The sequence below is a fragment of the Candidatus Thiothrix putei genome (assembly GCA_029972225.1).
In the GTDB taxonomy this organism is placed as follows: domain Bacteria; phylum Pseudomonadota; class Gammaproteobacteria; order Thiotrichales; family Thiotrichaceae; genus Thiothrix; species Thiothrix putei.
The window spans coordinates 1,438,058-1,451,833 of the sequence record CP124756.1 but is presented as its reverse complement, the minus strand read 5'-3'; the positions used below and the strand labels follow the sequence as shown (position 1 = coordinate 1,451,833).

Below are 13,776 nucleotides of genomic sequence, written 5' to 3'. Positions count from 1 at the left end.
CTACCCGACCATTAGGTAATCACATCCGCCGCTGCACGTCCGGTAAAGTGCTCAATTCTGGCAACCTGTTGCACAATTGCGAGCAGATCCGCTAAGGCTTCCTGCACATCTTGGTCATGCTTGCTGACATCCGCCTCGTACTTTTCAAGGTAAACGCGCAAGGTTGCACCCTGCGTTCCCGTACCCGATAAGCGGAAAATAATGCGCGAACCGTCGGCAAACAGAATACGGATACCTTGATTCTGACTCACAGAACCGTCCACCGGATCAGTATACGTAAAGTTATCCGCAGCACTCACGGTCAAATCACCAAACGGCTTGCCAACCAAACCCGGCAACTGCGCTTGCAAAGCATCCACCAGTGCATTGGCATCTTGCATCTCAATGGCCTCGTAATCGTGGCGTGAATAATAGTTACGCCCGTACTCTGCCCAATGCTGGCGCACAATATTTTCCACCGAATCCTGCTTTTCCGCCAGCAAGTTCAGCCAGAATAACACCGCCCACAACCCGTCTTTTTCACGGACATGATCAGAACCTGTACCAAAGCTTTCTTCGCCGCATAACGTGATTTTGCCAGCATCCAACAAGTTGCCAAAAAACTTCCAACCGGTAGGCGTCTCAAAGCACGGCAAGCCCAGCTTCTCTGCCACCCGGTCTGGCGCTTGACTGGTCGGCATAGAACGTGCAATGCCCGCAATACCATCTTTGTACCCCGGAATCAGGCGGGCATTCGCCGCCAACACCGCAAGGCTATCACTCGGTGTCACAAAGAACCGTTTACCCAAAATCATATTGCGGTCGCCGTCACCGTCGGAGGCAGCGCCGAAATCAATGTCGGAATGCCGCGCATACAACAGACTCATTAACTCTTTGGCATGTGCCTGATTCGGGTCGGGATGCCCACCGCCGAAATCCGCCAAGGGTTCCCCATGAATCACGGTTCCTTCCGGTGCGCCCAAACGCTGCTCCAAAATCCGGTGCGCGTATAGTCCCGTCACCGCGTGCATCGCATCAAAGCGCATCTTGAAATGACCAGAGGTCAACAATGCTGCAATCTTATCAAAATCAAAGATACGTTCCATCAGAGCGAGGTAATCACTCACCGCATCAATCACCTCAACCTGCATTCCCGCCAGTTGATACACCCCTAATTTATCAACCGGAATCGGTTGAATCGGCGCAATATGGTATTCATGAATCTGTTTAGCGGCGGCAAACATCGCTTCGGTCATGCTTTCTGGCGCTGGGCCGCCATTCGCACCGTTGAATTTGATCCCGAAATCACCTTCCGGCCCGCCTGCATTGTGGCTTGCCGACAAGATAATGCCGCCGATGGCTTGGTATTGGCGAATCACGTTAGAGGCGGCTGGGGTGGACAGAATGCCACCTTGCCCAACAATGACACGCCCGAAACCAGTCGCTGCCGCCATCCGCAGGATAATTTGAATCGCTTCACGGTTAAAATAACGCCCGTCACCGCCTAATACGAGCGTGCTGCCTTGTACATGCTCCAGCGTGTTGAAAATAGCTTGTACAAAAGTTTGCAAATAATCGGGCTTCTTGAAGTGTTTGACACTTTTCCGCAAACCGGAGGTTCCCGGCTTTTGGTCATCGAAAGGTGTGGTCTTAATGGTCTGGATAGTCATGAGGGTACGCTTACCAGTAGGTTTTTGTTAGGATCATGGTTTCATCTGCACAGCATCGCAGCCGCACAAATCACGCACTCATTATGGATTTATGTTAGTCAAAGAACAACCCGCCACCTTCTCACCTCGCCCAAAATCTTTCGCGGCGCTGATGGAAATGTACGAAATAAATTATATCCAACTGCGTCTATTGTGCGGCGACATCCGTATATTACCGAAAAGAATAGTATCAAGGGTGGCTGGTGGTATTCCCGTATCACTCATCATTACGGATCACACCATTCATACCACAACCTTGATGTTGACTTACTTGTTTGAAGAAGGTCGCCATGCCAAAGATAACCGCCCCGATATGCTGGTGCGAATTTACCATGACTCGCGCCAAGCAGAAGTGGTGAGTCATCGCTGCCGACTCACCGAAGAAACTGTACATTATTGGAACAAAGACTTAGACACCATGTTGTTATGTCGCTGGAAAATGAACCGTTTTTTATACAAATGGACAAATTACTTACGCAGACAAGGACATTCTTTTGCCTAGGGTCAACACCACACAATAACAATGTATAGGTTTTGCATTTGAAAAATTGTACATCTATACTCTATCCATTCAAGAAATTTACATATTGTACAACTTAAATATGCAAATATTCTTGACTACAATACTAGGTTTATTTAAAATGCTGAGTAATCCAGTCAGGAATTAAAACGCAGTTATACTGCTAAGGAGTACACTCAATGAAACTGTCAACGAAAGGCCGGTATGCGGTCACTGCCATGATGGATTTAGCCATTCATGATCATCAAGGCCCCGTTACGCTGGCAGATATTTCACAATGCCAAGGTATTTCTTTGTCCTACCTTGAGCAGTTGTTTGCTAAGCTGCGTAAAGAAGGTTTAGTCGAAGGGGTACGCGGCCCTGGTGGTGGCTATCGCTTAGGGCGTCCTGCTAGCCAGATTAGTATTGCTGAAATTATTAATGCAGTAGACGAAAACATTGACGTGACCCGTTGCTTGGGTAGCAAAGACTGCCACGGTGGTGAGAAATGCTTAACCCATCAACTGTGGGAAGATTTGAGCGGACGTTTGTATGAGTTCCTTGATAACCTCACACTGGCTAGTTTCATTAACCGACCAGAAATTCGGGAAGTATCGCGTCGTCAAGACACCATTGCCAGCCGCATAGCCACCATGTTCCCACCCCGCCCAACGATTGGCGCAATTGCAAACGCTAGTTGCTAATAGGTAATTGCACATGCGGGTTGTGAAAATAAAAAAGGGCGAACATTTAGTCGCCCTTTTTGTTATGCGTCCCGAAATATTCACACCAGTATGTGCACCTCTGCTTCAGTGCGCACATTTAATTGGTGTAATTCCATAACTGGATGAATTTGCAACAGCGTTAATTTCCCTAATGCTTTGTCGTCCAGCAACGCTGCCCCCGTATCAATGTAATAGAAGTTAGCGGTGTGTAATGGTTGACTCATCGGCGTGTGCCCAAATACCACCAAATCAATGCCATCGACGGGAACAGTACGCCCAAGCATTTTAAAATGCTTGTAACGATTACGCGACCACAGTGCGTACTCCTCCATATCAGGATCAGACTCCAGTGAACGCACAAACTGATGCCAAGGAATACCCGTAGGAATATCGGCGTGGACAATCCCAATGTGCCCATTCGCGGTTGACACTTCAAACGCCAGAGGCAATTGCTCTAACACCTTGCGAATACGCGGGCGAACATGTTCCGGGACACGCTTCCACCAAGCGCCACCGTTATAGCGCGTCCAGTTTTCCAAGACCGCCGCATTGTGTTCTGAATCCAGCAACATGCGCTCATGGTTCCCCATAATCGAGTGAAACCAATCATGATTGAGAAACTCGATGACGCGATGTGATTCGCTACCACGATCAATCAAATCGCCTACCGAGAACACACGATCAGCCTCTGGGTTAAAGTTGATCCGACGCAACAAACGTTCCAAGGCTGAAAAAGAGCCATGAATGTCACCCACAACAAAATCGCGTCCACGGGCATTTTTACCGAAAAATTTAAATGGTGTATAACTCATGGTCATATTCCAAGAATAACCTAACTAAAATTAGCTAGTTAGTACAGGGCTTGCTTATGCATTTTGTTGTAACACCCACTCTACCAGCATCCATCCTTAAAAAATCTTAACTCAATTAATGGCAATAAGAAATAAATTTATCTTATATTTTTTCTGAATGGATTCCGTTTTTTGCAGAAAAAGCCAGTAGCCCCCATCCTATAATGAAGCTAAAACCACCTAGGGGAGTTACCAATGCAAACCCCTTGATGTCTGTTAAAACATATAGATAAAGGCTTCCAGAGAACAAAATCATGCCGAACAGAAATGCATAACCAGCATAAGTAATATATTTACTTTTTATAAATATATTTAAAATACTTATTAAAAATAATGCTAACGAATGATAAAATTGGTACTCGACACCGGTATGAAAACGTTGCAACATCTTGGCATCGACTAATTTTTCCAGACCGTGCGCACCAAAGGCCCCCAGTACGACTGCGAGCATTCCTGACACGCTGGCGATTAGCAGAAAATGATTCCTTTCCATCACACAATGACCTTATGAATACACATGAAAAACGTCAATTATACCGCGTCATTCTCAGAATCATGGCATGGTTCGGTATTTTATTCCTGATGGGCGTATTCTTGCGTAGTTGCTTTGCCTAAATACACATCGTAGCGCACAGCTTTACCAGCTATGACAAAGGCAGGCTTAATACCTTGTAACGCCGGGGCATGACGTGGGCGTTTCACCACCACACGACGTGTTGCCTGCTGGATCGCCAGTTCAAGCAACGCATCGCTATCTTCATCTGCACCCACGACTGCATGGAAAAAGCGCATCTCTTTCTGTACCAAAGCCGACTTTTGCCGCTCAGGGAACATGGGGTCGAGATAAATTACATCAGGCAACGTATCAGCACTTACTGTTTTCAGCCACGCGAGTGCATCCGCCTGATGCAAGGTCATGCGTGAGGCAATCGCCACCGCTTCAGCATCATCACTCGCCAGCGCACGTTGCAAACCATCGGCAAGCAACGCATGAACCATCGGGGAACGCTCCAGTAAGGTGACGGTGCATCCCAAGGTTGCCAGCACAAAAGACTCACGCCCTAACCCCGCAGTCGCGTCAATCACATTCGGGTGTTTGAACTTGTGCAAGCCAATCGCCTTGGCAATGTCTTGCCCTTTGCCACCACCGAACAAACGGCGATGCTGGGCTTTGCCTTCCACGAAATCGACGTACACCGCACCCACTTTGGAATCGTGGGTGTCGTGCAGTTCCAGCCGTGCAGATGTTTGCACCAGTTGATAGCGTTCAGGCATCAATAATGCGGGGGTGGGGTTTCATCCGCCTGACTACCGACGGCAGATGGGGTAATGGATTTGAGCTTTTCATTAAGCCGTTCAATTTCCAGCAATGCCGAAGCAATGTCTTTTTGTTGCAGGTAAATTTGGTGACTTAAGGCTTCAAGGGTTTGCTCCTGCTCCATGAACAGGAGTTCCAGTTTTTCCAAGCGTGCTTCCATCAGGAATTAACGCCCTTTGACCGCTGCAATCCGCATCCGCAGCGCATTCAGCTTGATGAAGCCTTCCGCATCTTTCTGGTTGTACGCGCCGCCGTCATCGTCAAACGTGGCAATACGTGCATCAAACAGGCTATCGTCAGATTTACGCCCTGCAACCGTGGCAGCACCTTTGTACAACTTCATGCGCACCGTGCCGTTCACGAAGGCTTGCGATGCGTCGATCATGGTTTGCATCATCTTGCGCTCAGGACTCCACCAGTAGCCGTTGTAAACCAGTTCAGCGTACTTGGGCATCAGGCTGTCTTTCAGGTGTGCGACTTCGCGGTCGAGGGTCAGGGATTCAATCGCACGGTGCGCAGGCAACAAAATCGTGCCGCCGGGGGTTTCGTAGCAGCCGCGTGATTTCATGCCGACGTAGCGGTTTTCCACCAAATCCAAACGCCCGATACCGTTCGCGCCACCCAATTTGTTAAGGGTTTCGAGGATGGCAGCGGCTGGCATACATTGCCCATCCAGTGCTACTGGGTCGCCGCCTTGGAAGGTGATTTCGACATAAGTGGGCTTGTCAGGGGCAGTTTCAGGGGAAACGCTCCAACGCCACATATCCTCTTCGGCTTCAAACCACGGATCTTCCAAGGGGCCGCCTTCGTAAGAAATGTGCAGCAGGTTGGCATCCATCGAGTACGGGGATTTCTTGCCCGCCTTTTTGAAATCGACCGGAATATTGTGCTTTTCAGCATACTGCATCAGGGCTTCGCGGGAATTCATGTCCCATTCGCGCCAAGGGGCAATCACTTTGACACCCGGTTTCAGCGCATACGCACCAAGCTCAAAGCGCACTTGGTCGTTGCCCTTGCCGGTCGCACCGTGGGAAATGGCATCTGCACCGGTTTCATTGGCGATTTCAATCAGGCGTTTAGCGATCAACGGGCGGGCGATGGATGTACCCAACAGGTATTCGCCTTCGTAAATGGTATTAGCGCGGAACATCGGGAACACGTAGTCGCGCACGAATTCTTCGCGCAGGTCTTCGATAAAGATTTCTTCCGGTTTAATGCCCATTGCCAAGGCTTTGGAACGGGCAGGTTCGACTTCTTCGCCCTGACCAATGTCGGCAGTAAAGGTGACGATTTCGCACCCGTAATTTTCTTGCAGCCACCGGACGATGATGGAAGTATCCAAGCCGCCGGAGTAGGCTAACACGACTTTTTTGACAGATTGTGCCATGTGTTAAGTGTTCCCGTTGTGGTAATCGAAACCGCGCATTATATGCGCTACACTCACGCCTTGCACTACAAACGAGAAAGAGGAGAACCTATGGAACGCCGTTCATTCTTCAAGCACGCTGCTGCCAGCACCGTTGCTTTAGCCGCTGTACCAGCCACCCTATTAGCGGACGAGACTACCAAAGCTGCCGCTTCAAGCGATTTACCCACCATCAGTTGGCGTTTAACCTCCAGTTTCCCCAAATCACTCGACACCATTTACGGCGCATCCGATGTACTCGCCTCGACCCTTTCCAAAATCACGGGGGGCAAATTCACACTAAAAGTATTTGCCGCAGGCGAAATCGTTCCCGGATTACAAGTCTTGGATGCTATCCAGAACGGCACAGTAGAAGCGGGTCACACCGCGTCTTACTATTACTTCGGCAAAGACCCTGCCCTTTCCTTCGATTGCGCAGTTCCCTTCGGTCTAAGTTCACGCCAGCAGAGCGCGTGGATGCTGCACGGCAATGGCATGAAACTGATGCGTGAACTCTTCGCCGAATACAATGTGGTCAACTTCATGGGCGGCAATACCGGCGTGCAAATGGGCGGCTGGTTCAACAAAGAAATCAACACCGTCAAAGATCTGGAAGGCTTAAAATTCCGCGTTGGTGGCTTTGCAGGGCGCGTATTGAGTAAGCTGGGTGTCGTACCACAACAATTACCGGGTGGCGAAATTTACCCCGCGCTGGAAAAAGGCACGATTGACGCCGCCGAATGGGTCGGCCCTTACGACGACGAAAAGCTCGGTTTCGCCAAAATCGTCAAAAACTACTACACTCCCGGCTGGTGGGAAGCAGGCCCGCAACTCTCATTCTACGTCAATAAAGAGCAGTGGGAAAAATTACCGGATGCTTACAAAGCCGCGTGGGAAGCCGCGTGCCAACAAGCCCACAACGACATGCAGGCGAAATACGACGCATTGAACCCACAAGCACTCGCTAATTTAGTGGGTAGCGGCGTGAAATTGCGCTCGTTCAGTGACGAAATCATGGAAGCCTGCTTCAAAGCCACCGTAGAAACTTACGAAGAAGAATCCGCCAAAAACCCCAAATTCAAAAAGATCTACGACGACTGGAAAATATTCCGTAATAACCAAGCCCAATGGTTCAGTGTCGCAGAACAATCCTACGCCAAGTTCGCTTTTTCCAAAAAACTCTAAGCTCAGCTCTAGACCGGGTTAACACCCGGTCTAAAACGCCAGAATGCCCCCCATCTTGCTATTCTCAAGGAAACACCTCACACCATGGAACCAGCCCTCACGCCAGAATCTCCTCCCCCTGCTTTCACGGATTTTGCCATTGCTGAACCCTTATTACAGGCCGTGCAAAAAATGGGCTTTACGCAACCCACCGCCGTCCAAGCAGCGGCCATACCCCGTGCTTTAACACGCTGTGATTTGCTGGTCAGCGCGGAAACAGGCAGCGGTAAAACCACCGCCTTTTTACTACCGACAATCCAGCACTTACTCAGCAATCCAGCGGAGCAGTACGGTACGCGTGCGTTGGTACTAGTCCCCACTCGCGAATTAGCTAAGCAAATTTACCAGCAGTGCCAACAATTGCTGGCATTCACGGGCTTGCAAGTCGGGCTGATCACCGGCGGGGCTGATTTCCGGGTGCAACAAAACATGTTGCGTAAAAATACTGAAATTGTGATTTCCACGCCTGGACGTTTGCTGGAATTGATGGCAGAAAAAACACCCGACTTTTCCCACCTAGACGTGCTGATTTTGGATGAAGCCGACCGAATGCTGGACATGGGGTTCAGCCACGACTTGCAAGCCATTGCAGCACAGTGCAGCAAACAACGGCAAACACTCCTGTTTTCCGCCACGCTGAATCATGAGGGCATCATTAAAATCGCCGAACGGGTGTTACGCGAGCCGGAAATGATCGGGCTAAATACCCTGCAAGATCAGCATGATAACATCGAGCAACAAGTCATCATTGCAGATAACACTGAACACAAACAACGGTTGCTGGCATGGTTGTTATTGAATGAAACGTTCGTTAAAGCCTTGGTATTCACCAATAGCCGCGCACAAGCCGATAATGTGAGCGGTGTCTTGCAAGCACAACGGGTACGTTGCGGGGTGTTACATGGCGATATGGATCAGAAAGAACGCAACCGTATCATGACTCTCTTCCGGGAAGGCACTATCAATGCCTTGATTGCGACTGACCTTGCTGCACGGGGTTTGGATATTCCGGGGGTGGAGTTGGTCGTTAACTTTGATATGCCGCGTACTGGCATCCATTACATTCACCGCATTGGACGTACCGGGCGTGGCGCAACACGTGGCCTGACCATTGCGTTGATACAAAGCAGCGAATGGAATTTGATGGTGAATATTGAGCGCTTTTTGAAACAACAATTCAAACGGCGCAGCATAAAAGGCTTGGAAGGCACGTACACCGGCCCCAAAAAACTCAAAGCATCCGGCAAAGCCGCCGGTAGTAAAAAGAAAAAACTTGCCAAAAAAGCAGCAGCACTCAAAAAAGGCAAAAAGCGTTAGCCACCTTGAGCTTCGTGGTACTGCACCACCACATTGATAACCTTGCCATTCACTCTGAGTAAATGCACACTTATTGTCTCCATTGCCACCATGAGGGTTCAAATTTGCAACCATTCATACGCTTCTCTCACGCTGTTGACATGCTCAACGGCTGGTTTGGACAGCTTGCTAACATATTGATCTTACTAGCCTGTGTGGTCAGTGCAAGCAATGCTTTATTGCGTTACGGCTTTGACCTTAGCGACAACTGGCCGCTGGAGTTGCAATGGTATTTGTTTGGAGCAGCGGTCATGCTCGGTGCATCCCACACGTTGGCACAAAACGGGCATGTGCGTGTCGACATTATCTACGGCAATGTCTCTGAGCGTACTCGCTTGTGGATCGACATTTTTGGTCTACTGCTATTTTTGCTCCCCGCTTGCGCCCTGTTTGCATGGCTGTCGTGGAAAACGTTGTTCCTGCCATCATGGGATATTCTGGAGCATTCCAGCAATTCCGGTGGGTTGCCACGTTACCCGATCAAATTCATGCTCCCACTCGGCTTCGGCTTACTGGTCTTGCAAGGCTTATCGGAATTGGTAAAACGCTTCGCCGCACTCAAAGGCAAACTCCAGCTTAATACCCACTACGAGAGGCCAGAGCAATGATTACCTTAGAAATGATGCCCTTTCTCATGTTCGCGGGGTTGGTACTGTTCATGCTGGTCGGCTTTCCGGTCGCGTTTTCATTGATGGCGGTTGGGCTGTTTTTCGGCTTTATTTCGATCGAAATGGGCTTTTTCTCATTGTCTTTTTTGCAGGCAATTCCGCAGCGAATTTTTGGCAGTGTTATTGCCAATGAGTTGCTGCTGGCGATACCGTTTTTCACCTTCATGGGTGCAGTGCTGGAACGCAGCCGCCTTGCCGAAGACATGCTCGATTCAATGGGGCAGTTATTCGGGCGAGTCCACGGCGGTTTGGGGTATTCGGTGATTTTGGTGAGCTTTGTGCTGGGCGCAATTACTGGCACTGTCGCGGCACAAGTGATCGCCATGGCGATGATTTCACTGCCAGTCATGATGCGCTACGGCTACAATATGCGGTACACCACGGGCGTATTAGCCGCTTCAGGAACCATAGCACAAATTGTGCCACCTTCCTTAGTGCTCATTATCCTAGCGGATCAGTTAAAAACACCGACCGCGAGTGCCGATGTGGGCAGCATGTATTTAGGGGCGTGGATTCCTGCCCTGCTGCAAATCGGCTTGTTCATGGCCTATACGTTTTTCCTCACCCGCATTCGCCCTGATTGGCTGCCACCGATTCCTGAAAACGAGATTAGCCTGAAAGGTGCTGCCTTGTGGAAAAAAGCCCTGCGCGGCATTATCCCAACGGCGGTACTGATTTTCTTGGTACTTGGCACGATCATGCTGGGCATTGCCACCCCAACGGAATCGGGCGCAATGGGGGCAATGGGGGCAGTCTTTTTGGCGTTCTTACGGCGTAAACAGCTTGGCGGCACGGCAGAATGGTGGAGCCTGATCAGGCAAGCTTACAAAAATACCGCGCGAATTACCTCAATGGTGGTATTCATTCTTATTGGTGCAACCACATTTTCGGTAGTGTTCCAAGGCGTGGATGGTGGGCATTGGGTGGAAAGCTTGTTTTCGGATTTGCCGGGTGGTTGGATCAGTTTTCTGATTATCGTCAATCTGTTTATTTTCTTCCTCGCGTTCTTCCTTGATTTCTTTGAAATCGTGTTCATTCTCGTGCCATTACTCGCACCAGTGGCGCAGAAAATCCTGACACCGGTGTTATTAGCGAGTTTCGGTGGTAATGAGCAAGCGGCTGCCACGGCGGCCTTGATCTGGTTTGGGATTACCCTGAGCGTGAATATCCAGACATCGTTTATGCACCCACCGTTTGGGTTTGCGCTGTTCTATTTACGCGGCGTTGCGCCCAAAGAAGTGAAAAGCAGTGACATTTACTGGGGAGCGTTACCTTGGGTAGGCTTACAAATGATCATGACAGTCATTGTCATGTTTTCACCGGGGCTGGTAACGGCGTTCTTGGATAAAAGTCATGCACCTGTGACACAGGGTCAGGAAATCAATTTCCAAATGGAAAGCGCTAAACCACCAGAAGCCAGTTCAGGCAGTAACGAATTACAATTCAAGCTGGATGGTCAACCACCCGCTCAAGCTATCGAGTCGCCCAAAACAGACAGTAACGAACTAAACTTCCAATTGGATAAATAGCAGCTAAAACTTGAGTACAAGGAACTGGATTTCTTGTACTCCCATGCTAAGGCTACAGGGAACACAGACAGTCATCAGGAAGTGCTTCTATGATTTTGGAGGAAGTATACAGATGGAGGCTGAACTCAGAATCGAACTGAGGTACTCGGATTTGCAATCCGGTGCATTACCACTATGCTATTCAGCCTGAGTTGTGGGTAAACCACTGTTAGAAAATTGGAGCGGGAAACGAGGCTCGAACTCGCGACCCCAACCTTGGCAAGGTTGTGCTCTACCACTGAGCTATTCCCGCATTTGACTTGCTACAAAAAGCACGGATGGTATGCGTACTTTCTTTGAATTTGGAGCGGGAAACGAGGCTCGAACTCGCGACCCCAACCTTGGCAAGGTTGTGCTCTACCACTGAGCTATTCCCGCTGAACAGGTTGCGAATAGTAAAGATCAGCGCTGATTCTGTCAACCTGTGAAGCGTTTTTTTTTACAATGACGTTATGAGTGGTTCAATAAAGCCGATAAAGCGTTTTCATCCAAGACTTCAACCCCAAGGCTCTGCGCTTTGTCCAGCTTTGAACCCGCATTTTCGCCCGCAATCAACGCCGTGGTTTTCTTGGAAACGCTGCCCGACACTTTCGCTCCCAACGCTTCCAGATCGGCTTTGATGTCTTCACGCGCACGGCTGAGCGTGCCGGTAATCACGTAAGTCTTGCCTGCTAATGGCAAGGCTTCGGCAGGTTTGGCTTCGTAGTTCGCCCAATGCACGCCCAAATCCCGCAAATGCTGGATGGTATCGCGGTTGTGCGCTTCTGCGAAAAACAGGGCAACATTCGCCGCCACGATCACGCCAATATCAGGCACGAGTTTCAGGGTTTCTTCGTTGGCAGCTTGAATCGCTTCCAGTGAGCCGAAATAACGTGCCAAACCTTTGGCCGTGCCTTCGCCTGCATTGCGGATGCCTAGCGCGTAAATAAAGCGTTCCAGCGTGGTGGATTTGCTGCTTTCCAAGGCTGCGATGAGATTCTCTGCGGATTTCTTGCCCATGCGTTCCAACGCGGCAACGGCTTCCACATCCAGACTGTAGAGGTCGTCAACGTGGCGGATCAAACCGGCATCAAACAATTGTTCCACCATTTTGTCGCCTAAACCGTCGATGTTCAGGGCTTTGCGTGAGGCGAAGTGTTTGATGGCTTCTTTGACTTGCGCGGGGCAATACAATCCGCCAGTACAGCGGGCGACGGCTTCACCTTCGGGGCGTTTCACCTCTGAGCCGCACACCGGGCAATGCGTGGGCATGACTATCGGTACAGCACCAGCAGGACGACGTTCGAGGATCACGCTGGCGACTTCGGGAATCACATCCCCAGCCCGGCGCACGATCACAAAATCGCCGATATGCACATTCTTACGCTCGATTTCATCCATATTGTGCAAGGTGGCATTGCTGACAGTCACGCCGCCGACGAATACCGGTTTGAGACGGGCAACGGGGGTGAGTGCGCCGGTACGCCCCACCTGAAAATCAACGCCCTCGAGTTCAGTGATTTCTTCCTGCGCGGGAAATTTGTGTGCCATTGCCCAACGCGGCGCACGGCTGATAAAACCGAGTTCTTGTTGGGTGGCAATGCTGTTGACTTTATAGACCACGCCGTCGATGTCATAGGGCAAACTGTTACGCCGTGCGCCAATCTCGCGGAAATACTCCAGACAGCCTTGCGCCCCCTGCACGATGCGAATATCAGGGCACACCCGCAACCCCCACGCACGGAATTGTTGCAGAATCGCGTAATGGTTATCCGGCACTATGCCACCTTCAACCTGCCCTACCGCGTAGCAAAAAATATCCAACGGACGTTGTGCGGTGAGGCGCGGATCCAGTTGGCGCAAACTGCCTGCTGCGGCATTACGCGGATTAACGAAGGTTTTTTCGCCCAATGCCCGCATTTTGGCATTGAAGGCTTCAAACCCGGCTTTAGGCATGTAGATTTCGCCGCGCACTTCCAACACCGCCGGGTAGCCTTCACCCAACAAACGCAAGGGCACGGAAGCAATAGTACGCACGTTGTGGGTAACATCTTCGCCGGTTTCGCCATCGCCACGGGTTGCCGCACGGGTGAATACACCATTTTCGTAAAGAATGCTGATTGCCAAACCATCGAGTTTGGGTTCGGCGACGAATTCAGTTTCCGCATCGGATTTGAGACGGTCATGAATGCGTTTATCAAATGCCAGCAATTCTTCATCACTGAACACATTGCCCAACGATAGCATCGGGATAGCGTGTTTGATTTCGCCAAACTCACTTAACGGTGCAGCCCCAACGCGCTGGGTAGGCGAGTCGGGGGTGATCAGATCGGGATGCGCAGCCTCAAGCGCCTGTAACTCGCGGAACAGGCGGTCGTATTCCACGTCGGGAACTTCCGGGTCGTCCAGCACGTAGTAACGGTGATTGTGATAACGCAGTTGTTCACGCAGGGTTTCAAGCTGTTGTTGTACTTCTTGCATGGGATTTCCCTTGT

At 50.2% G+C, this 13,776-nt stretch carries 13 protein-coding genes and 3 tRNA genes; 6 read left to right on the top strand and 10 right to left on the bottom strand.

Features of this window, described 5'->3' with window-relative positions:
* Positions 1 to 11 precede the first annotated feature (11 nt).
* Entirely contained in the window at positions 12 to 1,649 is a 1,638-nt protein-coding gene (locus QJT81_07515; protein ID WGZ95825.1) for an alpha-D-glucose phosphate-specific phosphoglucomutase, read from the bottom strand.
* Positions 1,650 to 1,740: 91 nt separating this feature from the next.
* On the opposite strand from QJT81_07515, the gene QJT81_07510 reads away from it, so the two are divergent.
* Positions 1,741 to 2,190, top strand: coding sequence for a DUF1249 domain-containing protein (locus QJT81_07510; protein ID WGZ95824.1), 450 nt, complete (start codon positions 1,741 to 1,743; stop codon positions 2,188 to 2,190).
* A gap of 197 nt (positions 2,191 to 2,387) precedes the next feature.
* Entirely contained in the window at positions 2,388 to 2,891 is a 504-nt protein-coding gene (gene iscR / locus QJT81_07505; GenBank protein ID WGZ95823.1) for a Fe-S cluster assembly transcriptional regulator IscR, read from the top strand.
* A gap of 80 nt (positions 2,892 to 2,971) precedes the next feature.
* Here iscR and QJT81_07500 read toward each other — a convergent pair whose 3' ends face one another.
* From QJT81_07500 to QJT81_07480, 5 genes are all read right to left on the bottom strand, one after another.
* Entirely contained in the window at positions 2,972 to 3,724 is a 753-nt protein-coding gene (locus QJT81_07500) for a metallophosphoesterase (GenBank protein WGZ95822.1), read from the bottom strand.
* Between the two features lie 142 nt (positions 3,725 to 3,866).
* A complete protein-coding gene (locus QJT81_07495; protein WGZ95821.1) occupies positions 3,867 to 4,256 on the bottom strand; it encodes a DUF423 domain-containing protein in 390 nt (129 codons plus the stop codon).
* Between the two features lie 80 nt (positions 4,257 to 4,336).
* Entirely contained in the window at positions 4,337 to 5,038 is a 702-nt protein-coding gene (locus QJT81_07490) for a class I SAM-dependent methyltransferase (GenBank protein ID WGZ95820.1), read from the bottom strand.
* The gene (locus QJT81_07485) at positions 5,038 to 5,241 is read right to left on the bottom strand and encodes a SlyX family protein (GenBank protein WGZ95819.1); all 204 of its coding nucleotides are present in this window, start codon (positions 5,239 to 5,241) and stop codon (positions 5,038 to 5,040) included. Before QJT81_07485 ends, QJT81_07490 begins: the two co-directional genes overlap by 1 nt.
* A gap of 6 nt (positions 5,242 to 5,247) precedes the next feature.
* The gene (locus tag QJT81_07480; GenBank protein WGZ95818.1) at positions 5,248 to 6,468 is read right to left on the bottom strand and encodes an argininosuccinate synthase; all 1,221 of its coding nucleotides are present in this window, start codon (positions 6,466 to 6,468) and stop codon (positions 5,248 to 5,250) included.
* 90 nt (positions 6,469 to 6,558) lie between these two features.
* Here QJT81_07480 and QJT81_07475 point away from each other — a divergent pair, with 90 nt between their 5' ends.
* From QJT81_07475 to QJT81_07460, 4 genes are all read left to right on the top strand, one after another.
* On the top strand, positions 6,559 to 7,671 hold the full coding sequence (locus QJT81_07475) for a TRAP transporter substrate-binding protein (protein ID WGZ95817.1): 1,113 nt from the start codon (positions 6,559 to 6,561) through the stop codon (positions 7,669 to 7,671).
* Between the two features lie 84 nt (positions 7,672 to 7,755).
* Positions 7,756 to 9,027 (top strand): DEAD/DEAH box helicase, encoded by a 1,272-nt coding sequence (locus tag QJT81_07470; GenBank protein WGZ95816.1) that lies wholly within the window; start codon positions 7,756 to 7,758, stop codon positions 9,025 to 9,027.
* Positions 9,028 to 9,131: 104 nt separating this feature from the next.
* Entirely contained in the window at positions 9,132 to 9,674 is a 543-nt protein-coding gene (locus QJT81_07465) for a TRAP transporter small permease subunit (GenBank protein ID WGZ95815.1), read from the top strand.
* Positions 9,671 to 11,263, top strand: coding sequence for a TRAP transporter large permease subunit (locus QJT81_07460; protein WGZ95814.1), 1,593 nt, complete (start codon positions 9,671 to 9,673; stop codon positions 11,261 to 11,263). The genes QJT81_07465 and QJT81_07460 overlap by 4 nt, the downstream gene beginning before the upstream one ends.
* A 113-nt stretch (positions 11,264 to 11,376) precedes the next feature.
* Here the strand turns inward: QJT81_07460 and QJT81_07455 are convergent.
* The 4 genes from QJT81_07455 to ligA all read right to left on the bottom strand — a co-directional run bounded on the left by QJT81_07455 (position 11,377) and on the right by ligA (position 13,762).
* Positions 11,377 to 11,450 (bottom strand) — tRNA-Cys (locus QJT81_07455).
* A gap of 30 nt (positions 11,451 to 11,480) precedes the next feature.
* Positions 11,481 to 11,555, bottom strand: a tRNA-Gly gene (locus QJT81_07450).
* A gap of 50 nt (positions 11,556 to 11,605) precedes the next feature.
* Positions 11,606 to 11,680 (bottom strand) — tRNA-Gly (locus QJT81_07445).
* A gap of 72 nt (positions 11,681 to 11,752) precedes the next feature.
* Complete coding sequence (ligA, locus tag QJT81_07440; GenBank protein ID WGZ95813.1) at positions 11,753 to 13,762, bottom strand: NAD-dependent DNA ligase LigA; 2,010 nt, start codon at positions 13,760 to 13,762, stop codon at positions 11,753 to 11,755.
* Positions 13,763 to 13,776 lie beyond the last annotated feature (14 nt).

Excerpts from the sequence above, each read along its gene's own strand:
- QJT81_07515 (WGZ95825.1), bottom strand. The coding sequence starts at position 1,649 with ATGACTATCCAGACCATTAAGACCACACCTTTCGATGACCAAAAGCCG.
- QJT81_07510 (WGZ95824.1), top strand. The coding sequence starts at position 1,741 with ATGTTAGTCAAAGAACAACCCGCCACCTTCTCACCTCGCCCAAAATCT.
- iscR (WGZ95823.1), top strand. The coding sequence starts at position 2,388 with ATGAAACTGTCAACGAAAGGCCGGTATGCGGTCACTGCCATGATGGAT.
- QJT81_07500 (WGZ95822.1), bottom strand. The coding sequence starts at position 3,724 with ATGAGTTATACACCATTTAAATTTTTCGGTAAAAATGCCCGTGGACGC.
- QJT81_07495 (WGZ95821.1), bottom strand. The coding sequence starts at position 4,256 with ATGGAAAGGAATCATTTTCTGCTAATCGCCAGCGTGTCAGGAATGCTC.
- QJT81_07490 (WGZ95820.1), bottom strand. The coding sequence starts at position 5,038 with ATGCCTGAACGCTATCAACTGGTGCAAACATCTGCACGGCTGGAACTG.
- QJT81_07485 (WGZ95819.1), bottom strand. The coding sequence starts at position 5,241 with ATGGAAGCACGCTTGGAAAAACTGGAACTCCTGTTCATGGAGCAGGAG.
- QJT81_07480 (WGZ95818.1), bottom strand. The coding sequence starts at position 6,468 with ATGGCACAATCTGTCAAAAAAGTCGTGTTAGCCTACTCCGGCGGCTTG.
- QJT81_07475 (WGZ95817.1), top strand. The coding sequence starts at position 6,559 with ATGGAACGCCGTTCATTCTTCAAGCACGCTGCTGCCAGCACCGTTGCT.
- QJT81_07470 (WGZ95816.1), top strand. The coding sequence starts at position 7,756 with ATGGAACCAGCCCTCACGCCAGAATCTCCTCCCCCTGCTTTCACGGAT.
- QJT81_07460 (WGZ95814.1), top strand. The coding sequence starts at position 9,671 with ATGATTACCTTAGAAATGATGCCCTTTCTCATGTTCGCGGGGTTGGTA.
- ligA (WGZ95813.1), bottom strand. The coding sequence starts at position 13,762 with ATGCAAGAAGTACAACAACAGCTTGAAACCCTGCGTGAACAACTGCGT.